This window comes from Streptomyces sp. HSS9-12 (assembly GCF_054963655.1).
In genome coordinates this window covers 84,034-108,853 of the sequence record NZ_JBUEGC010000011.1, presented here as the reverse complement: position 1 = coordinate 108,853, position 24,820 = coordinate 84,034, and the positions used below count along the sequence as shown (strand labels likewise).

The window sequence follows — 24,820 nt, the reverse complement described above, 5'->3', positions numbered from 1 at the left end:
CCCATGGACACCCAGCGGCGGGCGGTGCGATGGCGGCGCGCCGCCGCGGTGGCGGCGGTCGCGCTCACCGCCGCCGGCTGCGGCATCCGCGGGACGTCCGTCCCCGTGGACGCCGGACCGGCTCCCTCGCGCGCGTCCTGCCGGGTGTCCGATGGCCACAGCCGATCGCCGGAGCCGGTGCAGGCCACCCCGGTCACGGTCTACCTGGTCTGCAACTCACAGATCATCCCCGTGCACCGGACGGTTCCGGTGGCGCGGGACAAACTCGCCGCCGACCGGCTGCGGTTCGCCCGTACGCTGCTGGAACAGCTGCAGCAGCGGCCGGACGCACAGGAGGAGGAAGCCGGGTTCTCCACCGAGACGGACAACCGCCTGCAGGTCGACGAACCGCGCAGGGGCGACTTCAAGAGCGCGCTGCGGCTGAACCGGGGCCCGGACGACCTGCCGCCGTACGCGCTCGCGCAGCTGGTGTGCACGTACGCCGGAACGGCCGCGGCCGGCGGGGACCGCTCCGTGGTGCTCGGCGGGCCGGAGGCGGACTCGCTGCGCCGCTACGCCTGCACGGAGAACCTGCGGACGCGCCCGGAGACCGCCCAGACCACCGGCACGCCCGCCCGATGACTGCTGAATGACGAGCCAGTATCAGGGCGATCACGGCCGAAGAGTGACAACCGCCACCGGAACCAGGACCGCCACCCGGCGCGTCCTCTCCGGCGTGCAGCGTCATGGCTCCGGCGACCGCGCCACCTTCCGCATCCGCGCGACGGGATTCGTCCTCCTCGTCGCACATCTGCTGCTCGTCGGCTGGCTGACCCTGCGCCCGCTGCACGTGCCGTGGGTGACTCCGGCGAACCTGCGGCCGCTGGCCACCATCCGTGCCGAGCTCGCACTGGGGCCCTGGGAGGCCGTACAGAGCCTCGGCGGCGGCCTGTTGCTGCTGGCGCCGCTGGGAATACTGCTGCCCGTGGTCACGGGCCGGGTGTGCGGCTCATTGCTGGGCTCGCTGGCCCATACGGTCTTCACCGGCGCCATGGTGTCGCTCGTGATCGAGCTGCTGCAGAGCAATGTGTCCGGGCGGACGGTGGACGTGGACTCGCTGCTGCTCAACACCGCCGGGGTGGGGCTGACGCATCTGCTGCTGACGCCGTTCGTGCGGGCCCGGCTGCGCCGCAGAAAGCTGATAACCCGGCGCACCGCACTCCTGCGGGAGGAAGAAGCTCAGGGGCGCACCCCGACCTTCCCCAGCGTGGGCATCGCCCCTTAGGCGGTGTCCGCGATCGGCGCGCTCACCGGCTCGGGCCGGGCCGCCGATGCGATCACCTGGCGCGGGAGGCGATGGGGCTGCTGGCCGAGGCGGTCGAGAGCGTCGACGACTCCGACGGCTGGCTCGGTCAGGTCGGAGCAGACCTCGCTTACTCCCATCTCGAAGGGTGCCGTGCGGCGCGCCCGGACCCGGGCGAAAGCCGAAGCCCAAGGTGCCTCCCCTTATTCCGCGAGGAGTCTGCCACTACCGAGGTGTCGCCACCGGGAATCCAACCAAGTAGGTTCCGAGGCAAATTCGATCAGCGGTCCGGACGGCAGTCGGTGCAGGGTTTACCTGGGGACGACGGTCTCTGGCTGTCCGTGGTTGTCCGGAGGCTCTCCGGCGACATCTCCTCATACAGCTGCAGCACGGCAGCCCGATCGCCCCGCGTAGCACTCCGTATCCGTACTGTCGTGCCATCCGCGAGCAGCGCGTGTACGTGCCGTTCCGCCATCTGGACCCCTCGCCGCCTTCAGCGCGGCGTCACATCCAGGAGCGGCTGGATCCGTGCTCGCTTCCAGGGAAGTCAGGGCATGGCATCGCGGTCGTGAGCGCAGGCTTGGCTGAGCCACGGTGATCAATTCGGCGGCGGAACGGGGGATAAGGCGACGGCTCCTCTTCGTCTTGGGTGAGTGGAGGCCAGCCGCCCGCCCGCAGGCCGACCTTACGAGTTCAACTCCAGGAGCGCCGTCGAAGTGATCAACCACCGCACTGGGGGTGTGAGTAGCGTGGTACTAGTGGCGCTTATTCATGGGAAATAACGCCGGAGGAAAGAATTCCAGGCTTCGGCATGGCCGCGCGTAATCGACCACTTGGCGGTTGTTCTCGCGGCTGGGCGGCCCAGCCCCTTTGCCGTGCTGCCTGTACTCGATGGCCAATTCTGTTGAGCAACCCGCCGACCACGGCGGTCACTACGCCATTCGTGGCTTGAAAATTCTGGCCATCGTTGCGCTGTCACCAGGCCACACGCCGCCAGGCCCCAACGGGCTCATGACACGCCGAACGTCAATCCACTACGCCCTGTCCGCGCGGCCTAACATCGCCAAAAACCTCGATTAGTAGGTTCATATGGCAATCCTGGTCGGCAGAAGGCGGGAGAAATGATCACACGAAGACAACTGCTCGTAGCCGGCGCTGCCGGGGGCGCGGCCCTGGCCATTCCCAATGACACGGTGGCCTGGGCGGCCGGCTCTGCCCGTAAGGTCCCCAAACTGAACCCCGCAGCCATCCCCAAATACGTCACCAACCTCGTGATCCCGCCGGTGATGCCGAAGGTCAAGTCGCGACACCACATCGACACGTATGTCATTGGTGTCCGGCAGTTCCGCCAGCAGATCCTGCCGCCCACTCTGCCGTCCACCACTGTGTGGGGATACGGCTCGATGGCGCACAACGGCACGTTCAACTACCCGTCGTTCACCATCGAGGCCAGGTTTGGGCGGCCTGTCCAGGTCACCTGGGTCAATGATCTCGTCGACAAGCGTGGCCGTTTCTTGCCGCACTTGCTGGCGGTCGACCCCACCCTGCACTGGGCGAACCCGCCGGGCGGCACGTCCGGGCGCGATTCCCGGCCGACATTCACCTCGACGCCGGGTCGATACACCGGGCCCGTGCCGATCGTCACTCACCTCCACGGTGGGCGTAACACCGAGGAGAGCGACGGCTACACCGAAGCGTGGTACCTGCCACGCGCGAAGAACCTGCCCCGTGGGTTCGCCACTGTAGGTTCGTTCTACAACGAGTTCCGGGAGAAGTTCGCCTATGCGCACGACGTGAAGTGGAAGCCGGGCACCGCGACCTTCGAGTACGCCAACCGCCAGCGGGCGTCGACCCTTTGGTTCCACGATCACACCCTGGGTATGACCCGGCTCAACGTCTACGCCGGACCCGCCGGGTTCTATCTGCTGCGCGGCGGCGACTCCGACCTGCCCAAAGGGGTGCTGCCCGGACCCGCGCCCAAGTTCGGCGATGCGCCAGGCACCCGGTATCACGAGATCCCCCTGGCCGTCCAGGACCGTTCGTTCAACGCTGACGGCTCGCTGTTCTATCCCACGAGCCGGGCATTCTTTGACGGGTTCACCGGCCCGTACATTCCCAAGACCGATGTACCTCCCATCTGGAACCCTGAATTCTTCGCCAACACCATGGTGGTCAACGGCCGGACGTGGCCCGTGCTCAACGTCGAACCGCGTCGCTACAGGTTCCGCCTCCTCAACGGATGCAATGCCCGGTTCCTGATCTTGAAGATCGCGGCCACCCCGACCACCCGGCCGGCCAAAGCGGCCCTACCGTTCTGGCAGATCGGCAACGAAGGCGGATTCCTGCCCAAGCCGGTGCGGCTGGACTCACTGCTGATGGCCAACGCGGAGCGGGCCGATGTCATCGTCGACTTCACCGGCATCCGGGAAGGTACCCAGCTGTACCTCATCAACGAGGGAGCGGACCAACCGTTCGGCCGAGGCACACCAGGCGTGGACTTCCCGTTCGCGAATCCGGCCACCACCGGGCAGGTGATGAAATTCGTCGTCGGTCCGCTGAAGAGCAAAGACACCAGCGTCCCGCCGGATCAGCTCAGACTGCCCAAGATCACCCCACTCGGTTCATCAAGCGTTACCCGCCAGCTGTCCCTCACCGAGCAGACCTCCACGTTCGTTCCCCCAGTGCCGCCGGACACGCCGATCCAGAATTCGCTCGGCACGGTGGACTCCGCCGGCAATCCGGTGGTGCTCGGCTGGGCAGACCGGATCACGGAAAACCCGAAGTTGGGTGCGACCGAAACATGGGCGCTGCACAACTTCACCGTGGACGCCCACCCGATCCACATCCACGAGGTCGCGTTCCAGGTGGTGAACCGACAACCGTTCGGCAAGTCGCCCATGCCGCCGGAGAGCTGGGAGCGTGGCTTCAAGGACACCGTGATCTCCTATCCAGGCGAAATCACCCGGGTGAAGGCCCAGTTCGATCTACCCGGTCGCTACGTTTGGCACTGCCACATCGTCGAGCACGAGGACAACGAGATGATGCGGCCATACCAAATCGGAGGCAGCCGATAGATCCGTAGACGGCTCCCTCAAGAGGGGTCTGGGCCGGGGACTGGCGCGGTGACCTGTGAAGCTCCGTTTCCAGCCCCCGCCCGTCGAGTCCGTGCATGCGCTTCTCGCGCACACGGCTTACCGACATCGTTCACAGGCTGGCATGCGCTGCCACCCTGCGTACGTTGCCGGACAGGCGGAACACCCCGAGCCGGTTGTACCAGGCGCCGTTGTGGCGCTCACCCCACCGACGGCCGGGGATGTTGCGCTTGCGATTGTCGAAGATCGCGAGCCGCACTTGGAGGTAGCTGTCGATCGTGGAGAACTTCCCAGCCGAGTTGCCCCAGCGGAAGTAAAGAACCGGTAACGGCTCGGCCCCGCCCGTACGGACCGTACGGGCGGGGCCGAGCCGTGTGACGTGGGACGGGCAGCTCAGCCGGCCAGGCCGCCGGCGCCACCGCCGACCGGCATGCCGCCCAGCAGCCCGCGGCCCGGGAGCTTGTCGGTGGGCAGACCCGTCGGCAGGCCCTTGTGAACGTTCACCGGCAGCGTCGCGGCGCCACGGCGCAGCGCGTCCTGCCCGGCAGCCAGGGACTCGGGCGCACCCGCGGGCAAGGTCTTGGCGACGTCCTGCACCGGCAGCGCCTGCGCCACGTTACCGGTGGCGGCGGAGGCCGTTCCGGCAGCGGCGGCGGCGAAGGCAGCGCCGAGCGCGGCGACACCGAGAGTCTTGACGGTTCCCTGCTTCATCGACATACGTCCTCATGATCGGGGAGGTACTGAGCGGCTCCGCGGCGGCATACGACCACGCATGGGCGCACCAGCCGTGACCGCGGGACTTCGAAACGTAGTCACCGTCGCGGGACCGTCGCAAACAGCCGGAAGCGGCCGGGTTGCCTGCCCCTGGCCGCTTCCCCGGATCTGCGCGCTCAGCCCCGACGGGGACTGGAATCGCTGGTCACGGCGGGTTCGATAGTGGTCTGCCGGAACAGCCACTCGGACTTGAGCTCCGCATAACCGGGCTTGATGACGTCGTTGATCATGCCCAGACGTTCGTCGAAAGGAATGAACGCTGATTTCATCGCATTGACGGTAAACCACTGCATGTCATCGAGCGTGTACTGGAAGGTGTTCACCAGCCGTTCGAACTCGGTGGACATGCTGGTGCCGCTCATCAGCCGGTTGTCGGTGTTGACCGTGACCCGGAAGTGCAGCCGGCGCAGCAGCCCGATGGGGTGCTCGGCGTACGAAGCGGCCGCGCCCGTCTGGAGGTTGGAGGTCGGGCACAGCTCCAGCGGGATGCGCTTGTCGCGGACGTAATTGGCCAGCCGGCCGAGGGAGACGGTGCCGTCCTCGGCGACCTGGATGTCGTCGATGATGCGGACGCCGTGGCCGAGCCGGTCCGCGCCGCACCACTGCAGGGCCTGCCAGATGGAGGGCAGACCGAAGGCCTCGCCGGCGTGGATGGTGAAGTGGTTGTTCTCCCGCTTCAGATACTCGAAGGCGTCGAGGTGGCGGGTGGGCGGGTAGCCGGCCTCGGCGCCCGCGATGTCGAAGCCGACGACGCCCATGTCGCGGTAGCGGTTGGCAAGTTCGGCGATCTCCAGGGCGCGGGCGGCGTGCCGCATGGCGGTCAGCAGGGCGCCGACGCGGATGCGGTTGCCGTCCTCGCGGGCCCTGCGCTCGCCCTCACGGAAGCCCTCGTTCACCGCCTCGACGACCTCTTCGAGGGTGAGCCCGCCCTCGAGGTGCTGCTCGGGGGCGTACCGGACCTCGGCATAGACGACGCCGTCCGCGGCCAGGTCCTCGGCACACTCGGCGGCGACCCTGAACAGGGCGTCCCGGGTCTGCATGACGGCACAGGTGTGCGAGAACGTCTCGAGGTAGCGCTCCAGGGAGCCGGAGTCGGCGGCCTCGTGGAACCAGACGCCGAGCTTGTCCGGCTCGGTCTCCGGCAGTGCGTCGTAGCCCGTCTCCCGGGCTAGATCGACGATCGTGCCGGGGCGCAGGCCACCGTCGAGATGGTCGTGCAGCAGCACCTTGGGTGCCCGGCGGATCTGGTCGGGGGTCGGGATGCTGAGGATCTGGCTCGTCATTCACGAACTCTAACTCCTACGCGCGTAGAAAGCGCGTGATAGATACACAACAGTGACCCGTTGGCACAGTGGCGGACACCGGCACTTCTGCCATTGTTCTGACATGGCTCAGCAAGCGGTGCCGGGGCGGTGCGCCCGGCTGGGGCGAGCGGTGGGGGCGGCCGGGACCGGCAGGGCGGTCGACGGCGTGGTGCTGGTACTGCCCAGCGGGGAGCCGGTAAGCACCCGGCGGCAGTCGCCGATGGCGCTCGCCGCGGTCGGGCCGCTGGCCAGGCGGCTGGCGCGGGAGGGGCGCCAGGACGGGCTGGTCACACATGTCGTGCACTACCGCTACCGCGGGTGGAACGGTTCCGCCTCCCATCCGGTGGAGGACGCCCGCTGGGCGGCGGACGAGGTCGTACGGCGCTACGGCGAGGTCCCCGTATGCCTGGCCGGTACCGACATGGGCGCCCGCGCGGCCCTCCACGCCGCCGGGCACCCGGCCGTCAACTCCGTGGTGGCCCTTGCCCCTTGGCTGCCCGAGCAGGATGACGCGGAGGCCCCCGATCCGGTGAAGCAGCTGTGTGGCCGGCAGGTGCTGCTCGTCCATGGCACGGACGACTCACGGACCGACCCGCAGCTGTCGTACCGGCTCGCGGAGCGCGCGAAGAAAGTCAACCGCGATGTGTGCCGCTTCGAGGTGCACACGGATGGGCATGCGCTCAGCGGTCTGCGGAATGAAGTCCTCGCGCTGGCCACGGACTTCATCCTCGGTTCGCTCTTCGGGAGGGGCTTCTCGCGGCCGGTGACGGATGCGCTGGCGGCGCCACCGCCGCTGGGGCTGCGGATGCCCCTGGCGGCGGGCTTCGGCCAGTCCCTCCGGCACTGACCCGCTGGCCGCGGCGGCCGCTCCGCGCGGACCCGCCTGCGGGCGCCGACCGCCCCAGCGCCTGGACGCCTGGCTGGTCACCAATGAGCGGGCCGAGCGCGGCTGGGCAGCGGGATTCTTTGCCGCCCGCCCCTGAATGACTGCGCCGCCCACGGCGCATGGGGGGTATGGCCGCCGGCGGATCCTTTCCGCTGACCCGCCCTCCCGAAACTGGGGGCAAGCCCCCAGGCCCCCAACGCCCTTCGGGCGTGTCCGCAAGCTCCCCCAGCTACCGCTGGGAGGTGCCCCCCAGACGGGCTGAAATTCAGCCCGTCCGGCGCTTGAGGACCGGGGTCTGGGGCGGAGCCCCCGTTTCGGGAAAGGGCGGGTTCAGGGGAGAAGCTCGCCGCAGGCGCGTGGCGGCCCGCACGGGCGGGCAGACCACGCGCGCGCGGTACACGGGCACGCGGGCGAGGTCCGGACACGCGGGCGCGGTACACGGGGCACGCGGGCGAGGTCCGGACACGCGGGCGAAGCAGGGGCAGGCCCGGCCGGCCTGGGAACACGGAACCCGGCCCGTAAGGGCCGTCAGCGGGGCAGGAGTTGGCCCCTGCGGCTCAGCAAAAACCGTTTGAACGCCGCCACCGGCGGCGAATCCGGATGCCCGTCAAGCCACGCCACCCCAATCTCCCGCACTGCCCGCGGCGCGGTAACCGTCAGCTCCGCCACGCCCGGCCTCGGCACCGCCGGCGGCGGCAGCAGCGCCACCCCCAGCCCCGCCGCGACCAGCCCCCGCAGCGTCTCCGCCTCCTCGCCCTCGAAGGCCACCCGGGGCGTGAACCCCGCCTCCGCACACAGCGCGTCCGTGATCCGCCGCAACCCGTACCCCGGCTCCAGCGTGACGAAGAACTCATCCGCGGCCTCGGCGAGCCGGATCCGCTTGCGGGCGGCGAGACGGTGGTCCTCCGGGACGACCAGCCGCAGCTTCTGCTCGTCCAGACGCCGGGCGACCAGGTCCGGCGCGTCCGGCACCGGAGAGGTCAGGCACAGATCGAGGTCACCCGCCCGCAGCCGTTCGATCATCGCCTCACCGTAGGTCTGGACCAGTTGGAAGCGGATGCGCGGATGGTCGGCACGGAAGGCCCGCAGCAGACCGGGTACGGTCTCGGAGCCGAGCGTGTGCAGAAAGCCGAAGGCGACCCTGCCCGCGCCCGGGTCGGCGTCGGTGCGTACGGACTCCGCGGCACGCTCGATCTCGCCCAATGCCCGCTCGACCGAGCCGAGGAAGGCCCGGCCCGCCGGGGTCAGGGAGAGGGTGCGGCCGTGTCGAGCGAACAGGGCCACTCCCAGGTCCTGCTCCAGCCGGACCATCGCCCGGCTGAGTGTGGACTGCGGTACGGCCAGCTGCTGTGCGGCACGCGTCACATGCTCATGGCGGGCGACCCCCACGAACTGCGCGAGCCGCGGAGCCAGCAGAACGGACCAGGATTCCGCGTCCAGTTCGGCCCTCTCCCTGCCTTCAGCGGGGGTGCCCCCAGCCTCGCCTGTTGCCAAGATATCTTGTTCGTTGCTGTTCAGTGACACACGCCCCTGCGACCTGCCATCATGCACCATGGGAACGATTATCGCGGTTTCATGCATTGGACGCATGAAACCTGGCTGCCTACGGTGCTGGTATGCCTTCTGCTGATACCGGGGCGTCCACCATCCTCGTGGGCGCCTCCCCCTCGCCGTCCTCGCCCGTCGATCCCGACACCGCCAAGCTGCGCCCCGGCGGCCCCGGCTTCCGCCGGATGAGCTTCGCCCTCTTCGCAGCGGGGGTCGCCACCTTCGCGCTCCTCTACTCCACGCAGGCGCTGCTGCCCGCGGTCTCCGCCGACTTCGGCGTGACACCGGACGCGGCCAGCTGGACGGTCTCCGCCGCCACGGCCTGCCTGGCGCTGGCCGTACTCCCGCTCAGCGCACTGTCCGAGCGCTTCGGACGCCGGGCGATGATCACCGCTTCGCTGACCGTCGCCGCCCTCGTCGGCCTCGCGGTGCCGTTCGCCCCCGACCTGGGCTGGCTCATCGCACTGCGTGCGGTCCAGGGTGCGGCGCTGGCCGGGATTCCGGCGTCCGCGATGGCCTATCTCGCGGAGGAGGTACGGCCCAAGGCGCTGGTCGGCGCGATCGGGCTGTTCGTGGCAGGCAACAGCATCGGCGGCATGTCCGGCCGGATCGTTACCGGTTGGGTGGCCCAGGCCTGGGGCTGGCGCGCGGCGCTGGCGGCCGTCGGGGTGCTGGCCGTGCTGTGCACGCTGGCCTACCGGCTGCTGCTGCCCCGCGCCCGGCACTTCACCCCGGCCGCGGTGAGCCCGCGGGCCCTGGCCCGTACGGTCGCCGGGCACCTGTCCAACCCGCTGCTGCGGCGGCTGTACGCGATCGGCGCCCTCTTCATGACCGTCTTCGGCGCGGTCTACACGGTCATCGGCTACCGGCTGGTGGGTGAGCCGTTCGGCCTTCCGCAGGGCGTGGTCGGCTCGATCTTCCTGGTCTACCTGGTGGGCACGGTCTCCTCGGCGGCCGCCGGCCGTCTCGTCGCCCGCCTGGGCCGGCGCGGCGCGCTGTACGCGGCGGCGGGGACTACCACGGCCGGTCTGCTGCTGAGCCTGACCGACACGCTGGCGGCGGTGCTGTTGGGCCTGGTGCTCATCACGGCGGGCTTCTTCGCGGGGCACGCGGTGGCGTCCTCGGCGGTGAGCCGTACGGCCACGACGGGGCGCGCGCAGGCGTCGGCGCTCTACCAGTCGGCGTACTACCTGGGCAGCAGCGCGGGCGGCACGGTGGGCGCGCTCGCCTACCACGCGGGCGGCTGGCCCGGCACGGTGCTGCTCGGCCTCGCGGCCGTGCTCAGCGCCGCGGCCATCACGCTGTTCGGCACCCGCGCGGCCCACCGCGAACGCCGCGCCCGCCTGGCACACCCTTCGGCTCGCCCCGCTGTGGTGCGGGCCTGACAAGGGCTCAGCAGGCACCCGGAGGGCCGTCTCCGAGAACTGGCGGAGACGGCCCTTTCAGTGCCTTGGGGCGCGATCAGCCGGCGGGAAAAGCGCCGGTGTCGATGGTGAGGTCGAAGGGTTCGGGGAGGTGGATCTCGTCGCCGAACTTCCCGGCGTGCAACACGCGGTAGAAGTCACCCTTCGGCTCCCCGTAAAGGGTCACAGTCGGTCCGCCGGGCGCCCAGCCGTCGATGAGCAGATAGAGCGGGACCCCGGCCTGGGCATAGCCCGCAGCTTTTTGGATCCGGTCATGCCTCGCGTTGGACTTGGACGTGATCTCGACGATCAACTCCGCAGCGGCCGCCGGGATGGAATTGCCCGGCTCGCCGCGGACCGCTGCCTCCGGCACCACCGCGAGGTCCGGGATGTAGATGCCGTCGCGCGAGGGGACGGCCGTCCCGAGCGTCTGGTAGATGCCCCAATCCTCGGGGATGATCGTGTACAGGTAGCGCTGGACTTTCGCAGCGATGAAGTTGTGGATGTTGCTGGGCGGCGGTGCCACGGTGACGATCCCCTCGATGATCTCCACCTTGCAGCCCTCGGGTGCGTCCGTCTCCTCCCAGATCCGGACGAGGTCGTCCCACTCCTGGCCGTGGGCCGTCGGAGGGTCGACGGTGAGTGCGCTCATGGCGGTCTCCAATCGGTTCGTCACCGATGCCAGCATGCCGAACGGGACCGGCGCAGGTCCACCGGTCCCGTTCACCCGTACGGGGAAACCGCAGGTCAGGCGATACGTTCCAGCACCACCGGCGTTGCCTCGTACGCCGTCCCCGGGGCGGCGATCTCCACGCCGCCCTCCAGCGCCTGGAGGGCGTAGTCGAAGCGCTCCGGCGTGTCCGTGTGGAGCGTCATCAGCGGCTGCCCCGCCTTCACCGCGGCGCCCGGCTTGGCGTGGAGTTCGACGCCCGCGCCCGCCTGCACCGGGTCCTCCTTTCGGGCGCGGCCCGCGCCCAGGCGCCAGGCGGCGACGCCGACCGCGTACGCGTCGAGGCGGGTGAGGACGCCGTCCGCCTCGGCGGTGACGACATGCTGCTCGTGGGCGACGGGGAGCGGGGCGTCCGGATCGCCGCCCTGGGCGGCGATCATGCGGCGCCAGTGGTCCATCGCGGAGCCGTTCGCCAGCGCCTTGGCCGGATCCGCGTCCGGCAGCCCGGCTGCGTCGAGCATCTCGCGGGCCAGGGCGAGCGTCAGCTCCACGACGTCCGCCGGGCCGCCGCCCGCCAGGACCTCCAGCGACTCGCGGACCTCGAGCGCGTTGCCCGCGGTCAGGCCGAGCGGGGTCGACATGTCCGTCAGCAGGGCGACCGTACGCACCCCGTGGTCGGTACCCAGCCCGACCATCGTGCCGGCCAACTGCCGCGCGTCGTCGACGTTCTTCATGAAGGCGCCGGAGCCGACCTTCACATCGAGGACCAGCGAGCCCGTACCCTCCGCGATCTTCTTCGACATGATGGAGGAGGCGATCAGCGGGATGGACTCCACCGTGCCCGTCACATCGCGCAGCGCGTACAGCTTCTTGTCGGCCGGGGCGAGCCCGTCGCCCGCCGCGCAGATGACCGCGCCGACGTCCCGCAGGACCTCGAGCATCTCCTCGCCTGAGAGCAGCGCCCGCCAGCCGGGGATGGACTCCAGCTTGTCGAGCGTGCCGCCGGTGTGGCCGAGGCCGCGGCCCGACAGCTGCGGCACGGCCGCGCCGCAGGCGGCGACCAGCGGGGCCAGCGGCAGGGTGATCTTGTCCCCGACGCCTCCGGTGGAGTGCTTGTCGGCGGTCGGGCGCGGCAGGGAGGAGAAGTCCATGCGCTCGCCCGAGGCGATCATCGCCGCCGTCCAGCGGGCGATCTCGGCCCGGTCCATGCCATTGAGGAAGATCGCCATGGCGAGCGCGGACATCTGCTCGTCGGCGACCTCCCCGCGGGTGTAGGCGTCGATGATCCAGTCGATCTGGGCGTCGGTCAGACGGCCGCGGTCGCGCTTGGTACGGATGACGGAGATGGCGTCCATCGGGAGTTCTTTCCTTGGCGGTTCAGGGCCGGGGGCGGGCTCAGGCGTGCCGGCGGCCGAGGTCGTCCGGGCCGAAGGCGTCGGGAAGGATTTCGCGCATCAGGCGGGGGCCGGTGGAAGTGTCCACCAGCAGCTCGGGTCCGCCGTGCTCCCACAGCAGCTGCCGGCAGCGCCCGCACGGCATGAGGATCTCGCCGTCCGGACCGCAGCAGGTGAAGGCGGTGAGCCGGCCGCCGCCGGTCGCGAACAGCTCGGAGATCAGCCCGCATTCGGCGCACAGCGCGACGCCGTAGGCCGCGTTCTCCACATTGCAGCCGCTGACGACGCGGCCGTCGTCCACGTACGCGGCCGCGCCGACGGGGAACTGGGAGTACGGGGCGTAGGCCCGGGACATCGCATCCCGGGCCCGCTCGCGCAGCGCTTCCCAGTCGGGAGTGTCGCTCATGCGCGTGTCTCGCTTCGGTATGCGCCGCCGCCGCGGTGGCTTCCCATGGTTCGCTCGCTCACTTGCTCTGGCCCCTTCGGTAGGCGCGTCCGTTGGCCTTCGGCATCCGCAGCCGCTGCGCGGACAGCGCCAGGACCAGCAGCGTCGTAACATACGGCGTGGCGTCGACGATCTCCACCGGGATCGTGTCGGTGAGGGCGTACCACAGCAGCAGCAGGACGCCGACGACCGCGCTGCCGGCCGCCTGCGCGAGGTGGCGCGTACGCAGCTTCCACAGCGCCAGAACGATCAGCAGCGCCGCGAGCAGCAACAGCAGCGCGTGCACGGTGGAGCCACCGCCGCGCAGCTGCAGGCTGTCGGTGAAGCCGAACAGCCCGGCGCCCAGCGCCACTCCGCCCGGCCGCCAGTTGCCAAAGATCATCGTGGCGAGACCGATGAAGCCGCGCCCACCGGTCTGGCCCTCCTGGTAGAAGTGGGTCGGCACGATCGCGAGGAAGGCACCGCCGAGCCCCGCGAGTCCTCCGGACACGGCCACGGCCACGTACTTGTACGTGTAGACGTTGACGCCCAGCGACTCGGCCGCGACGGGGCTCTCACCGCAGGATCGCAGCCGCAGGCCGAACGAGGTGCGCCACAGCACATAGGCCGACCCGACGAACAGGCCCGCCGCCAGCAACGTCAGCCACGACACATCGGTGACCAGGCCACGGACGATCCCGGCGACGTCGGAGACGAAGAACCAGTGGTGCTTCTCGATCGTGCCCAGCCAGTCGGACAGGCCCGGGATGGAGAAGGTGGGCATGTCGGGCATCGGCGGCGACTGCCGGTCGTTGCCGCCCGCGGCGGCCGCCGCGCTGCCCTCACCGGCGAACATGAGCTTGGCGAGATACGCGCTGACGCCCAGGGCGAGGATGTTGATCGCCACACCCGAGACGATGTGGTCGACGCCGAAGGTGACGGTCACGACCGCGTGGAGAAGGCCGCCGAGCAGGCCGGCGACGATGCCGGCGAGCGCCGCCCACCAGGGCCCGTACTGCCAGCCGACCCAGCCGGCGCCGAAGGTGCCGAGGATCATCATGCCCTCGAGGCCGATGTTGATCACGCCCGCGCGTTCGGACCACAGACCCGCCAGGCCCGCCAGGCCGATCGGCACGGCGGCGGCAAGCGCACCGCCGAACTGCCCGGAGGAGGTCAGGTCGGTGGCACCGGTGATGACGCGCAGCGCGGAGAGCGCGATGAGTCCGCCCGCGACCAGGAGCAGAATCACCGGGTAGGAGAGCTTCCGGTGGCCCGGCTTCCCGGACTTCCGCACGATCGCCGTTGCCGTCGTGGTCGCGCTCATGCGGACACCTCCGCCTCGTTGGTCTTGCGGGCCTGGGCGGCGAGCTGCGCGCCGACCTTCCGCTGCTGGCTCTTGAGCCCGTACCGGCGCACAAGCTCGTAGGCGATGACGACGCACAGGACGATGACGCCCTGGATCACGCCGACGATCTGCTGGTCGTAGCCCTCGAACTCCAGCTGGCTGCCGGTGCGCTCCAGGAAGCCCCACAGCAGCGCGCCGAGCGCCATGCCGACCGGGTGATTGCGGCCGAGCAGGGCGATGGCGATACCGGTGAAACCGATACCGGCCGGGAAGTCGGTGCCGTAGTTGTACGAGACGCCCAGCAGGGTCGGCATGCCGACGAGGCCGGCGACGGCGCCGGACAGCAGCATGCTGGTGACGACCATCCGCCCGACGCTGACACCGCTCGCCTGCGCGGCGGACTCGGACTGGCCGACGGTGCGCAGGTCGAAGCCGAAGCGGGTGCGGCCGAGGATGAACCAGTAGGCGATGCCGGCGAGCGCCGCGACGACGATGAAGCCGTCGATCGGCGCGACCTGGGTGGGGAAGCTGAAGAAGTGGCTGGAGGCGGGGAGGTTCGGGGTGTGGATGATGTTCCCCTCCTTCACCGCGAGCCGCCCGGCCGTCAGGAAGTAGCCGATGATGGCCGCGGCGATGGAGTTCAGCATGATCGTGCTGATGACCTCGCTGACGCCGCGGGTGACCTTCAGCACACCTGCGATGCCCGCCCAGGCGGCGCCGACCAGCATGGCGACGATGATGATCAGCGGGATCTGGATGATGCCGGGGAGCGCGAGCGCGCCGCCGACGACCGCGGCGAAGAAGGCCGCGAGGCGGTACTGGCCGTCGACGCCGATGTTGAACAGGTTCATCCGGAAGCCGATGGCGACGGCCAGCGCGGACAGGTAGTACGGGACCGCCTTGTTGATGATGAAGACCTGGCTGTCGCTCTTCGAGCCGTAGTAGATCATCACGTAGAAGGCGTGGAACGGGTCCTTGCCGGTGCCCAGGATGACCAGCGAGGTGACGACCAGCGCGGCGACGATGGCGAGCAGCGGCGCGGCGAGGCCCAGGATCAGCCGGTCCTTGTCGAACTTCTTCACTTCTCGCCTCCTTCCGCGGCGTCGCCGTCGCCTGCTGCGTGTTCGTCGCCCGGGGCGGAGCCGCCATCGGGTGCTTCGAGGTGGCCGGTCGCGGCGCCGGTCATGGCGGTGCCCAACTCCTCCGGGGTGATGGTGGCGGGGTCGGCGTCAGCGACCAGGCGGCCGCGGTACATCACCCGCAGGGTGTCGGAGAGCCCGATCAGCTCGTCGAGGTCGGCGGAGATCAGCAGCACCGCCATGCCCTCGTGGCGCGCCTCGCGGATCTGGTCCCAGATCTGCGCCTGGGCGCCGACATCCACGCCGCGCGTGGGATGCGCGGCGATCAGCAGCTTCGGCCGGTGGCTCATCTCGCGGCCGACGATCAGCTTCTGCTGGTTGCCGCCGGACAGGGAGGCCGCGGTGACCTCGATGCCGGGCGTACGGACGTCGTATTCGGCCACGATCCGCTCGGTGTCCTTGCGGGCGGCCTTGAGGTCGAGCAGCGCGCCCTTGCTGTTGGGCGGCTCGGTGACATGGCCGAGGATGCGGTTCTCCCACAGCGGGGCTTCCAGCAGCAGGCCGTGGCGGTGCCGGTCCTCGGGGATGTAGCCGAGTCCGCTCTCCCGGCGCTGCCGGGTCGGCAGGTGCGTGATGACGGTGCCGTCGAGGGTGACGGTGCCGCTGTCGGGGTCACGCGTGCCCATGATCGCCTCGACGAGTTCGGCCTGGCCGTTGCCCTCCACACCGGCGATGCCCAGCACCTCACCCTTGTGAATGGTGAAGGAGATGCCGCCGAGCACCGAGCGCTCGACGCCGTCGGGGTCGGTGGCGGACAGCGTCAGCCCGTCGACGGTCAGCATGGGGATGTCGGTGACCGTGGACTCGCGGGTCTCGGGCGAGGGCAGCTCGGTGCCGACCATCAGCTCGGCCAGCTGCTTGGGGGTCGTCTCGCCCGGTACGACCGAGGCGACCGTGGTGCCGCGGCGGATCACCGTGATCTCGTCGGCGACGGACAGCACCTCGCCCAGCTTGTGCGAGATGAAGATGACCGTGAGGCCCTCGGCCTTGAGCTCGCGCAGGTTGTCGAACAGCGCGTCGACCTCCTGCGGGACCAGGACGGCCGTCGGCTCGTCGAGGATGAGGGTACGGGCGCCCCGGTAGAGGACCTTGAGGATCTCCACGCGCTGACGGTCCGCTACACCGAGGTCCTCGACGAGCGTGTCCGGGCGGACGTTCAGCCCGTACGCGTCGGAGATCTCCTTGATCTTCGCGCGGGCTTTGCCGCCGATGCCGTACAGCTTCTCCGCGCCGAGGACGACGTTCTCGAGGACGGTCAGGTTGTCGGCGAGCATGAAGTGCTGGTGCACCATGCCGATGCCGCGCGCGATGGCGTCCGCGGGACTGTGCAGGGTGACCTGCTCGCCGTCGATGGTGATGGTGCCCTCGTCCGGCTTCTGCATGCCGTAGAGGATCTTCATCAGCGTCGACTTGCCGGCACCGTTCTCCCCCACGAGGGCGTGCACGGTGCCACGCCGGACGGTGAGGTTGATGTCGTGGTTGGCCACGACTCCCGGGAACCGCTTGGTGATCCCGTGGAGCTCTACGGCAGGGGCGCTGGCTGCCTGGGGACTGCTGCTGGACGCTTTGATGGCGCACTCTCCTCGGGGAAGGAGCGGTGAGGCCTGTCGGCCGGGGTTTACGGGACGGTGCCCGGGAACGGCGGGCGGGATGCGACGCTACCGCGTCACCTGGATGCTACGCGCGTAGCGTCCAGGTGGAGACATGGGCCCGGCGGGCGGGGTGGGCTCCCTCCCGACAGGCCCTGGGCGACTGGCTGTCAGCGGTCCCGCCCGCTTCCGCGTGAGCGGAGCGGGCGGGACCCTGGGCCGGATCGACTACGGCGCGTCCTTGACGACGATCTTGCCCTCGGTGATCTTCTTCTTGGCAGCGTCGATCTGGGGCTGGATGTCCTTGATGAACCCGCCGGAGGTGGCGAGGCTGACGCCGTCCTCCTTGAGCGTGTAGGCGTGCGGGCCGGTCAGCGGCTTGCCGTCCTTGACGCTCTTGATCAGGTCGTACACGGCCACGTCGACGTTCTTGACGACGGAGGTCATGATCGAGTTCTTGTACTTCGCCAGACCCGGCTGCTGGTACTGGTCGGAGTCGACACCGATCGCCCAGGCGCCCTTCTTGGCGGAGACGGCCTCGATCGAGCCCGCACCGGACTGGCCGGCCGCGCTGTAGATCACGTCGATGCCGCGGTCGAGCATGCCCTGGGCCTTGGCCTTGGCGGCGGCCGGGTCGTTGAAGCCCTTGGTGTTGTTGGCGTACAGGTACTCGGAGGAGACCTGGACCTTCTTCTTCGTCTCCTTGGCCGTGTCCTTGACGCCCTGCTCGAAGCCGGCCTGGAACTTCTGGATCAGCGCGTTGTTCACGCCACCGATGAAGCCCACCTTGCCGGTCTTGGACTTCAGCGCCGCCGCGACTCCGGCCAGGTAGGAGCCCTCGTGCTCGGAGAAGGTGATGCTGTCGACGTTCTTGCCCTGCACGACCGAGTCGACAACCGCGAAGGTGGTCTTCGGGAACTTGCCGGCCACCTTCTGGATCGAGCTGCCGTAGCTGAAGCCGACACCGATGACCGGGTTGTAGCCGGCCTCGGCGAGCTGGGTGAGACGCTGCTCGCGGTCCGCTTCGGTCTCGTCGTTGTGGGCGGTCAGCGTCTTGGCGCCGACACCGAGGTCCTTCTGCGCCTTGTCGACACCGCGGGCTGCGGACTCGTTGAACGAGTGGTCGTCACGGCCGCCGACGTCGAAGGCAAGGCCCACGCCCTTGTTCTTGCCACCCGACTCGGTCGAGGACTCGCCGCAGGCAGTGGCGGTGAAGGCGAGGGCCGCAGTGGCGGCACTCGCGACTGCGATCTTGGTTACGCGGCGCAAGAGGGGTCTCCTTCTGCTGAAGCGCCTCTTACGGCGCTGACGACGCCGCGATCGTAACGCGCGTAGATGTCTGAATGAACCCCTCTTCGAAGCTGTTATCGGATCGACGCGAACAAGCCTTGACGGCTGGATCTACACACGGTGTCCGTCGAGCAACGCAGCGGCGGTGAAGAGCTCGACGGCGACGTCGATGGCGCCCTCGTCCACGTCGAAGTCACCGCAGTGCAGATCGCGGCGCGTGGTGTCGCCGACGGGGCGGACGCCCAGGCGGGCCATGGCACCGGGGACGTGTTCCAGATACCAGGAGAAGTCCTCGCCGCCCAGGCTCTGCTCGGTGTCCTCGATGCACTCCGAGCCCCGGCGGACGGCCATCGCGTCGCGCAGCAGCTCGGTCGAGGCCGGTTCGTTGACCACCGGCGGCACCCCGCGGATGTAGTTGATCTCCGACTTCGCCCGGTACAGGGTCGCGATCTCGTCGATCGCCGCGTAGACCAGGTCGGGAGCCTGCCGCCAGGCGGGCAGATCCAGACAGCGGACGGTGCCGGACAACTCGGCGTGCTGCGGGACGACATTGCAGGCGTGGCCCGACTCGATGCGTCCCCAGGTGACGGCGAGACCCGAGCGGGCGTCGACGCGGCGGGCGACCAGCGCGGGCACCTCGGTCACCACCTTGGCGGCCGCCGTGACCAGATCCGTGGTGAGGTGGGGGCGCGCGGTGTGGCCGCCGGGGCCGTCGAGCGACACCTCCAGCCGGTCGCAGGCGGAGGTGATGGGGCCCGTACGCAGGCCGATCCGGCCGACCTCCACCTTCGGGTCGCAGTGGACGGCGAGGATCCGGCCCACGCCGTCCAGGACACCTGACGCGATCGCGTCGGACGCACCGCCGGGCAGCACCTCCTCGGCCGGCTGGAAGACCAGACGGACGGGGCGCGGGAGACGGCCGGCCCGGGCCAGCTCGGCGAGGACCAGGCCCGCGCCCAGTACGACGGTGGTGTGCACGTCATGGCCGCAGGCGTGGGCGCGGTCGGGGACGGTGGAACGGTACGGAACCGTCTTGGTGTCCGGGATCGGCAGCGCGTCGATATCCGCGCGGAGCGCCAGCATGGGCAGCGCACCGCCCGGCCGCCGCCCGCCATCGCCCACGAGCGAGCCGTCTTCCGAACCTGTGCCGATGTCACACACGAGGCCGGTGCCGATGTCCAGGACGCGCGGCCCCAGGCCCGCCCTCTCCAGCCGCGCCTTGATCGCGGCGGTTGTCCGGAATTCCTGGTTCCCCAACTCGGGATGCATGTGCAAGTCCCGGCGGAAGGCTACGAGTTCGGCGCGCAGGTCCTCGGACAGGGTGCCGGGCAGCTCAGCCCCGGGCAGGCCGGCGTCATCGGCGTGGGACTCGCGGGACATCAGTTGGTTCACCCTCTGAAGAGTACGGCGAGGACCCCTCTTGATGCCCCTTGATCAATGAATTTCAGTCCGTCAGGCGACGAAAATGGCGCCGTGCGACGCATGATGGCCCACCCAGATGGGTATGCCATGAAGCTCGTCCCTGGCCGATGCCACATCCGCGGCTCCCCGCGCCACCGGGGTCCCAGCCGCTGCGACCAGCGCCTTTCCCGCCTGTACGCACCTCAGGGGCGTGTGGACGGCGAGGGTTACGGCGCGGCGGGCGTGGTGAACTGCAGCCGGTGCACGTCGCGAGCCGTTCCGGTCACGCCGGACAGAAAGCCCTGGGCGCGCGGGGAGGCGGTGTCCGTCAGCCAGGCCGGGTCGATGTCAAAGACCGCGACCTTCACCTCGGTGCCGGCGAGCGCGAGCGGCAGGGTGTGCACGACAGTCGACGGGAAGCTGAGGATCGTACGGCCGATGGGGCCGCGGCGCGCGATCAGCTCGAGCGGCAGGTCCGGGCGGACTATCTCCAGCCCGGTCTCCTCGGAGAGCCGGTGCAGCTTCTCGGCGCTCTCGCGGCGGTGCGCGAAGTACCGGGTGGCGCCATGCGCACGGGCCAGGGCGCCGACGGCGCTGATGTAGCGGTCGAGGTCCACGACGCCGGTCTCGGCGAGCGAGGTCCCGACCAGGTCCGCGCCATGGGTGAGCCGGGGCGGTCCGAACCGGGCCCGGGTCCAGGCGAAGTCGTTGGCCGTGACGGTGACACCGTGCGGCGCATCGACCGGCATCGAGCTGAACACCTCGACGCGGCGGTCCTCGCGCGGGGTGAGCCGACGGCGTGCGATGGCGGACACCGGCGCGAAAAGCGCCTCTCGCGCCCCTCGCGAGCGCCCGCTGCGGTGCCAGCGCACAAAGCGCTCACCGCGAGCCAGCTGGGCGACGAACTCCATCGTGGCGGTCCCGTCGTCCACGACGACGAGCTCGCGGGCGCGAGTGAGGGTGAGCAGCAGCTGCACATACCGGGAGAACGGGTCGCCGATGACGATCCGGTGCGCCCGGCGCAGCGCGCGCGTCAGCGCCCCGACGGTCTGGAAGGGCGCGGCGGGCCCGCCACGGGCGTCCTCCCAGCGCACGGTGAGCCGCTCGTCGCGCGCCAGCTCGGCCATCCGCCGCAGCTGCCCCCGGGTCATGGGGTCGTTCGGCGACAGCACGACCACGGTGACGTCGCCGCCGCCGCCCCGCTGCGCGTCCGCGTGCGCCCACTCCAGGACGTTGAGCAGCTGCACCGGGCTCTCGACGAAAGCGAGCGTCGGCCCGGCGGTCGTCGGGGTTCCAGCGTTCTGCGGGGCCCCGGTGTTCCGCGGTGCCCCGCCGGTCCGCGGGGCCGCGTCGGCCCCGGCGGGCCGGCCGCGGCGCGCCTCAGGGAGCGCCGCGGCCAGGTCCGCCTCGCCGTGCATACGGGGTTGGCTCACCGTGGTGACCCGTTGGCCCGTCAGACCGACGCCGGCTCGCGGTCGCCGGCCTCGGACTCGGACTCGGACTCGGCGACGACACCCGCGACGCGGCGCAGCTTCTTCATCGGGCCGAGTTCGCTCTCGTAGACCTTCTTCACGCCGTCGCCCAGCGACTCCTCGATGGTGCGGATGTCGCGGACCAGGCGCTGGAGGCCCTGCGGCTCGACCGAGGCGGCCTGGTCCGAGCCCCACATGGCGCGGTCCAGGGTGATGTGCCGCTCGATGAAGGTGGCGCCGAGGGCGACCGCCGCCAGCGTCGTCTGCAGACCGGTCTCGTGGCCGGAGTAGCCGATCGGGACGTTCGGGTACTCGCCCGCCAGCGTGTTGATCACACGCAGGTTCAGCTCCTCGGCCTTGGCCGGGTAGGTGCTGGTGGCGTGGCAGAGCACGATGTTGTCGCTGCCGAGCACCTCGACCGCGTGACGGATCTGCTTCGGGGTGGACATGCCGGTCGACAGGATGATCGTGCGGCCGGTGGCGCGCAGGGCGCGCAGCAGCTCGTCGTCGGTCAGCGAGGCGGAGGCGACCTTGTGGGCCGGCACGTCGAACTTCTCCAGGAAGGCGACGGCCTCGACGTCCCACGGGGAGGCGAACCAGGCGATACCGCGCTTCTTGCAGTACTCGTCGATGGCGCGGTACTCGTCCTCGCCGAACTCGACGCGGTGCCGGTAGTCGATGTAGGTCATCCGGCCCCAGGGGGTGTCGCGCTCGATGTCCCACTGGTCGCGCGGAGTGCAGATCTCCGGGGTGCGCTTCTGGAACTTCACGGCGTCGCAGCCGGCGTCGGCCGCGGCGTCGATCAGCGCGAACGCGTTCTCCAGCTCGCCGTTGTGGTTGATGCCGATCTCACCGGTCACGTAGACGGGGTGGCCGGGGCCGACGATTCGGTCGCCGAGGGTGCGCAGGCGGGAGGTGGTGCTCATGTAAAAGAGTTCCTTCGTCTAGAGAGAGGGGCCAAGGAGCCACGAGGCGATCTCGCGGATCGCGCCGTTCCCTCCGGGGGTGGAGGTGACCGCGCGTGCGGCGCCTCGCACGACGTCGTGCGCACCGGCGACCGCGACGGGCCAGCCGACTAGGCCAAAGCACGGGAGGTCGTTCACGTCGTTGCCGACGTAGAGCACGCGCTCGGGCGCGATGCCCTGGTCCTCGCACCACTGCTTGAGTGCGAGGTCCTTCCGGTCGATGCCGTGGAGTACGGGGACCTGCAGCTTGCGGGCCCGTGCGGCGACGACCGGGTTCACTTCCGTGGACAGGATCAGCAGCTTCAGCTCTGCGCGACGCAGCGCCGCGATGCCGAGGCCGTCGCCGCGGTGTACGGCGACCATCTCCCGTCCATCGGAGTCGACGAGCACCCTGTCGTCGGTCTGGGTGCCGTCGAAGTCGAGTACCACCGCGTCGATGTCGTCGCGGGTGGGGAGGCTGCCGGGGCGCGGGGCGTCCAGCAGGGGCGCGAGCGCCCGGGCGCGCGCCAGGTCGTGCGGGTCGTCGATCTCCAGCACGCGTGCGGGGTCGGTGCGCACCAGGGTCGTACGGCCGAAGAAACGGTGGCCGGCCTCGCGGAAGCCGGCGGCTGCCATGGCGTACGCGGCGCCGGTCTCGAGGAAGTCCTGGGGACGGTCCTGGCGGCGCGGACGGTAGGCCTTGTCGTGGTTGACGCCCTCGCCGTCCGACTGCTCGGTCTCGCGCCAGACGAAGCCGTGGAACGGGGCGACGGTCAGCGCACTGTCCGCGCCCTCTTCGACGATGGCGGCGGCCACGCCGTCGATGTCCTCGCGGACGAGGAACGGGCTGGTGCACTGAACGAGCAGGACGACGTCCACGGCCTGGCCGGTCATCGCCTCGTACGCGTCCATGGCGTGGATGACGGCCGCCTCGCTGGTGGCGGTGTCCCCGGCGATGTCGGCGGGACGCTGCACCACTTCGGCGCCCGCGCCGCGCGCGGTTGCGGCGATCCCCGCGTCGTCGGTGGTGACGACGACATCGGTGACGAGCCGGCTCGCGCGGCACTCCCGAACGGCGCGCGCGACCAGGGGCACGCCCCCAACGGCAGCGAGGTTCTTGGCGGGCACACCCTTCGAACCGCCTCTGGCTGGAATGACGGCCAGCACCGTGCTCATATGGACTCCTTCCGGGGCAGCCGTCACGGCCCCTGATCGCTCGCTTCTCCGCCCGCTCGGCGAAAGCGCGAGTTCCGTTGCCAAGTGCGGCCCGGCGGCCTCGCGTGCGTCGCTCACAACCCCTGATCGCTCGCTTCTCCGCCCGCTCGGCGAAAGCGCGAGTTCCGTTGCCAAGTGCGGCCCGGCGGCCTCGCGTGCGTCGCTCACAGCTGCCCCCAGCGGCGGATCGCGGGCGCGACGCGCTGCACGCCCTGGCGGTAGGCGGTTCGGGCCGCGTCCCGGGCGAACTCACGGGTGGCGCGGCGCAGTGCGCTCTCGGTTCGCGGGCCGGCCTCGGAGCCGGACAGCGGCTCGCCGTTGGAGTCGAGGCCGTACCGGGCGAGTACGCCGGGCACATAGCCGGGCGCGGTGGCAGGCGTGTAGTACGGCTCGATCGGCGGCAGTTCGGGCGCGGCGACCAGCTCGGCGACCCGCTCGCGGGCGGCGTCGAAAGCCGACTCGTAGGAGCCGTCGGCGGCCACGCCCTGCCGGCTGAGCCACTGCGCGTCCGGCTCCGGCCGGTACCCCGCGTCGAGCTGGTCCCAGGAGGCCAGGCAGCCGGAGCCGAGGAAGTGGTGGTTGCCCAGCGCCTCGCGCACACCGAGGTCGGTCAGAACCACGGTCGGGATGCGGCGGTGCAGCCCCTCGAGCGCGGCGGTCGAACTGATCGTGACGAGCAGGTCGGTACGGTCCAGCACCTCGCTCATGTGCCCGTACACCAACCGGCAGTTGGCGGGCAGGCCGCCGCGCACCTTGGTCGCCAGCTTCTGGTAGGGCAGTTCCTCGATGTGCGTGGTGTGCTCGCCGGGCTTGCTGCGCAGCTTGATGAGCACTTCGCGGTCCGGGTGGAACCGCGCGTGTTCCACGACGCGCCGCAGCAGGTACGTACGGTCGTTGCGGTTCTCCGGGACGGAGGGCTGGGCGGCGAAGACGACGGTGTACGGGCGCTCGCCGCGCTCCCCTTCGTTGTAGCGCGCGCCCCCAAGGAAGGGGAGGGCGCACTCGACGACGCTGCCGGAGTCGGCGCCCACGCCCGCGTAGACGTCGCGGAATCGGTCCGCGTCATGGCGGGAGTTGGCCAGCACCACATCGGCGCCGTGCCGCAGCAGCAGGCCGTCGGCAAGCTTCTCGTAGACCACGCCGACGTAACCGGTTACGACGACGGGCCGCTGGGTACGGCCTTCCCATGCCTTCGCCAGGCCGTGCAGCATTGCCTGGACGGCGCCGCCGACGCAGGCGAGCACGACAAGGTCGAAGGACTCCGCGGCCATGGTCCGCAGGAACTCGGCGGTGGTGACCTCGCGCAGCGACTCCGCGCGCACTCCCACCTCGTCGAGCTGACGGGCGGTCGGCGTTGCGCGTCCACGCAGAAGAAAACCGTCTAGCCGAATGTCCGATACGAGCCGGTTTGCGGTGAGCGCGCCCCATTTCCACCGGGTATCGGAGTCGGCGAGCACGGCAACCCGCGGACGAAGACTTGTACTTGCTGGCACGCCGAAGACGCTAGGAAGGCATTCCGAGTCTGCGTCGAACGCAGCCGCAACAAAGGGTTAACAGCACATCGACGAATGGCGAATCGGCACGTCAGAGCGACAGGTTAACCATTCCGCCATTCTTCGTTCACCCATAGGCCCACCGACGGTCAAGA

General features: G+C 70.1%; 21 protein-coding genes and 1 pseudogene. 6 read left to right on the top strand and 16 right to left on the bottom strand.

Going from position 1 to position 24,820, the window contains the following annotated elements:
• The first annotated feature begins 3 nt into the window (after positions 1-3).
• The 4 genes and pseudogenes from ACY34J_RS08515 to ACY34J_RS08500 all read left to right on the top strand — a co-directional run bounded on the left by ACY34J_RS08515 (position 4) and on the right by ACY34J_RS08500 (position 4,356).
• Positions 4-621 (top strand): hypothetical protein, encoded by a 618-nt coding sequence (locus tag ACY34J_RS08515; RefSeq protein ID WP_462725855.1) that lies wholly within the window; start codon positions 4-6, stop codon positions 619-621.
• Positions 622-715: 94 nt separating this feature from the next.
• Positions 716-1,264, top strand: a complete 549-nt coding sequence (locus ACY34J_RS08510) for a VanZ family protein (protein ID WP_462725945.1) — start codon at positions 716-718, stop codon at positions 1,262-1,264.
• A pseudogene (locus ACY34J_RS08505) lies at positions 1,265-1,461 on the top strand (SWIM zinc finger family protein); the annotation flags it as partial. It abuts the gene before it with no gap.
• Positions 1,462-2,403: 942 nt separating this feature from the next.
• Positions 2,404-4,356, top strand: a complete 1,953-nt coding sequence (locus tag ACY34J_RS08500) for a multicopper oxidase family protein (protein ID WP_462725856.1) — start codon at positions 2,404-2,406, stop codon at positions 4,354-4,356.
• A gap of 130 nt (positions 4,357-4,486) precedes the next feature.
• On the opposite strand, the gene ACY34J_RS08495 is transcribed toward ACY34J_RS08500, so the two are convergent.
• From ACY34J_RS08495 to ACY34J_RS08485, 3 genes are all read right to left on the bottom strand, one after another.
• Positions 4,487-4,633 carry a hypothetical protein gene (locus ACY34J_RS08495; protein WP_462725857.1) on the bottom strand — a complete coding sequence of 49 codons (147 nt, stop codon included), beginning with the start codon at positions 4,631-4,633 and terminating at the stop codon, positions 4,487-4,489.
• Positions 4,634-4,767: 134 nt separating this feature from the next.
• A complete protein-coding gene (locus tag ACY34J_RS08490) occupies positions 4,768-5,085 on the bottom strand; it encodes an ATP-binding protein (RefSeq protein ID WP_462725858.1) in 318 nt (105 codons plus the stop codon).
• A gap of 179 nt (positions 5,086-5,264) precedes the next feature.
• The gene (locus ACY34J_RS08485) at positions 5,265-6,431 is read right to left on the bottom strand and encodes an adenosine deaminase (protein ID WP_462725859.1); all 1,167 of its coding nucleotides are present in this window, start codon (positions 6,429-6,431) and stop codon (positions 5,265-5,267) included.
• Between the two features lie 103 nt (positions 6,432-6,534).
• On the opposite strand from ACY34J_RS08485, the gene ACY34J_RS08480 reads away from it, so the two are divergent.
• Positions 6,535-7,299 (top strand): alpha/beta hydrolase family protein, encoded by a 765-nt coding sequence (locus tag ACY34J_RS08480; protein ID WP_462725860.1) that lies wholly within the window; start codon positions 6,535-6,537, stop codon positions 7,297-7,299.
• Positions 7,300-7,866: 567 nt separating this feature from the next.
• Here the strand turns inward: ACY34J_RS08480 and ACY34J_RS08475 are convergent.
• Positions 7,867-8,892: a LysR family transcriptional regulator gene (locus ACY34J_RS08475; protein ID WP_462725861.1), complete on the bottom strand. Its 1,026-nt coding sequence runs from the start codon at positions 8,890-8,892 to the stop codon at positions 7,867-7,869.
• 62 nt (positions 8,893-8,954) lie between these two features.
• Between ACY34J_RS08475 and ACY34J_RS08470 the strand changes: the two genes are divergently transcribed.
• The gene (locus tag ACY34J_RS08470) at positions 8,955-10,271 is read left to right on the top strand and encodes an MFS transporter (protein WP_462725862.1); all 1,317 of its coding nucleotides are present in this window, start codon (positions 8,955-8,957) and stop codon (positions 10,269-10,271) included.
• A gap of 76 nt (positions 10,272-10,347) precedes the next feature.
• On the opposite strand, the gene ACY34J_RS08465 is transcribed toward ACY34J_RS08470, so the two are convergent.
• The 12 genes from ACY34J_RS08465 to ACY34J_RS08410 form a co-directional block, all read right to left on the bottom strand.
• A complete protein-coding gene (locus ACY34J_RS08465) occupies positions 10,348-10,941 on the bottom strand; it encodes a Uma2 family endonuclease (RefSeq protein ID WP_462725863.1) in 594 nt (197 codons plus the stop codon).
• Between the two features lie 95 nt (positions 10,942-11,036).
• Positions 11,037-12,314: a thymidine phosphorylase gene (locus ACY34J_RS08460; RefSeq protein WP_462725864.1), complete on the bottom strand. Its 1,278-nt coding sequence runs from the start codon at positions 12,312-12,314 to the stop codon at positions 11,037-11,039.
• A gap of 40 nt (positions 12,315-12,354) precedes the next feature.
• A complete protein-coding gene (locus ACY34J_RS08455; RefSeq protein WP_462725865.1) occupies positions 12,355-12,759 on the bottom strand; it encodes a cytidine deaminase in 405 nt (134 codons plus the stop codon).
• A gap of 58 nt (positions 12,760-12,817) precedes the next feature.
• Positions 12,818-14,101 (bottom strand): ABC transporter permease, encoded by a 1,284-nt coding sequence (locus tag ACY34J_RS08450; protein ID WP_462725866.1) that lies wholly within the window; start codon positions 14,099-14,101, stop codon positions 12,818-12,820.
• Positions 14,098-15,204 (bottom strand): ABC transporter permease, encoded by a 1,107-nt coding sequence (locus tag ACY34J_RS08445; protein WP_462725867.1) that lies wholly within the window; start codon positions 15,202-15,204, stop codon positions 14,098-14,100. The genes ACY34J_RS08450 and ACY34J_RS08445 overlap by 4 nt, the downstream gene beginning before the upstream one ends.
• Complete coding sequence (locus ACY34J_RS08440) at positions 15,201-16,832, bottom strand: ABC transporter ATP-binding protein (RefSeq protein WP_462725946.1); 1,632 nt, start codon at positions 16,830-16,832, stop codon at positions 15,201-15,203. The genes ACY34J_RS08445 and ACY34J_RS08440 overlap by 4 nt, the downstream gene beginning before the upstream one ends.
• 246 nt (positions 16,833-17,078) lie before the next feature.
• Positions 17,079-18,119: a BMP family lipoprotein gene (locus ACY34J_RS08435; RefSeq protein ID WP_462725868.1), complete on the bottom strand. Its 1,041-nt coding sequence runs from the start codon at positions 18,117-18,119 to the stop codon at positions 17,079-17,081.
• A gap of 132 nt (positions 18,120-18,251) precedes the next feature.
• Positions 18,252-19,520, bottom strand: a complete 1,269-nt coding sequence (locus ACY34J_RS08430; RefSeq protein ID WP_462725947.1) for an amidohydrolase — start codon at positions 19,518-19,520, stop codon at positions 18,252-18,254.
• A 248-nt stretch (positions 19,521-19,768) separates the two neighbouring features.
• Positions 19,769-20,959, bottom strand: a complete 1,191-nt coding sequence (locus tag ACY34J_RS08425; protein ID WP_462725948.1) for a hypothetical protein — start codon at positions 20,957-20,959, stop codon at positions 19,769-19,771.
• Between the two features lie 35 nt (positions 20,960-20,994).
• Positions 20,995-21,939 carry an N-acetylneuraminate synthase family protein gene (locus ACY34J_RS08420; protein ID WP_462725869.1) on the bottom strand — a complete coding sequence of 315 codons (945 nt, stop codon included), beginning with the start codon at positions 21,937-21,939 and terminating at the stop codon, positions 20,995-20,997.
• 18 nt (positions 21,940-21,957) lie between these two features.
• Positions 21,958-23,133 carry a cytidylyltransferase domain-containing protein gene (locus ACY34J_RS08415; protein ID WP_462725870.1) on the bottom strand — a complete coding sequence of 392 codons (1,176 nt, stop codon included), beginning with the start codon at positions 23,131-23,133 and terminating at the stop codon, positions 21,958-21,960.
• Positions 23,134-23,336: 203 nt separating this feature from the next.
• Positions 23,337-24,665: a DUF6716 putative glycosyltransferase gene (locus ACY34J_RS08410; protein WP_462725871.1), complete on the bottom strand. Its 1,329-nt coding sequence runs from the start codon at positions 24,663-24,665 to the stop codon at positions 23,337-23,339.
• Between the last annotated feature and the right edge of the window lie 155 nt (positions 24,666-24,820).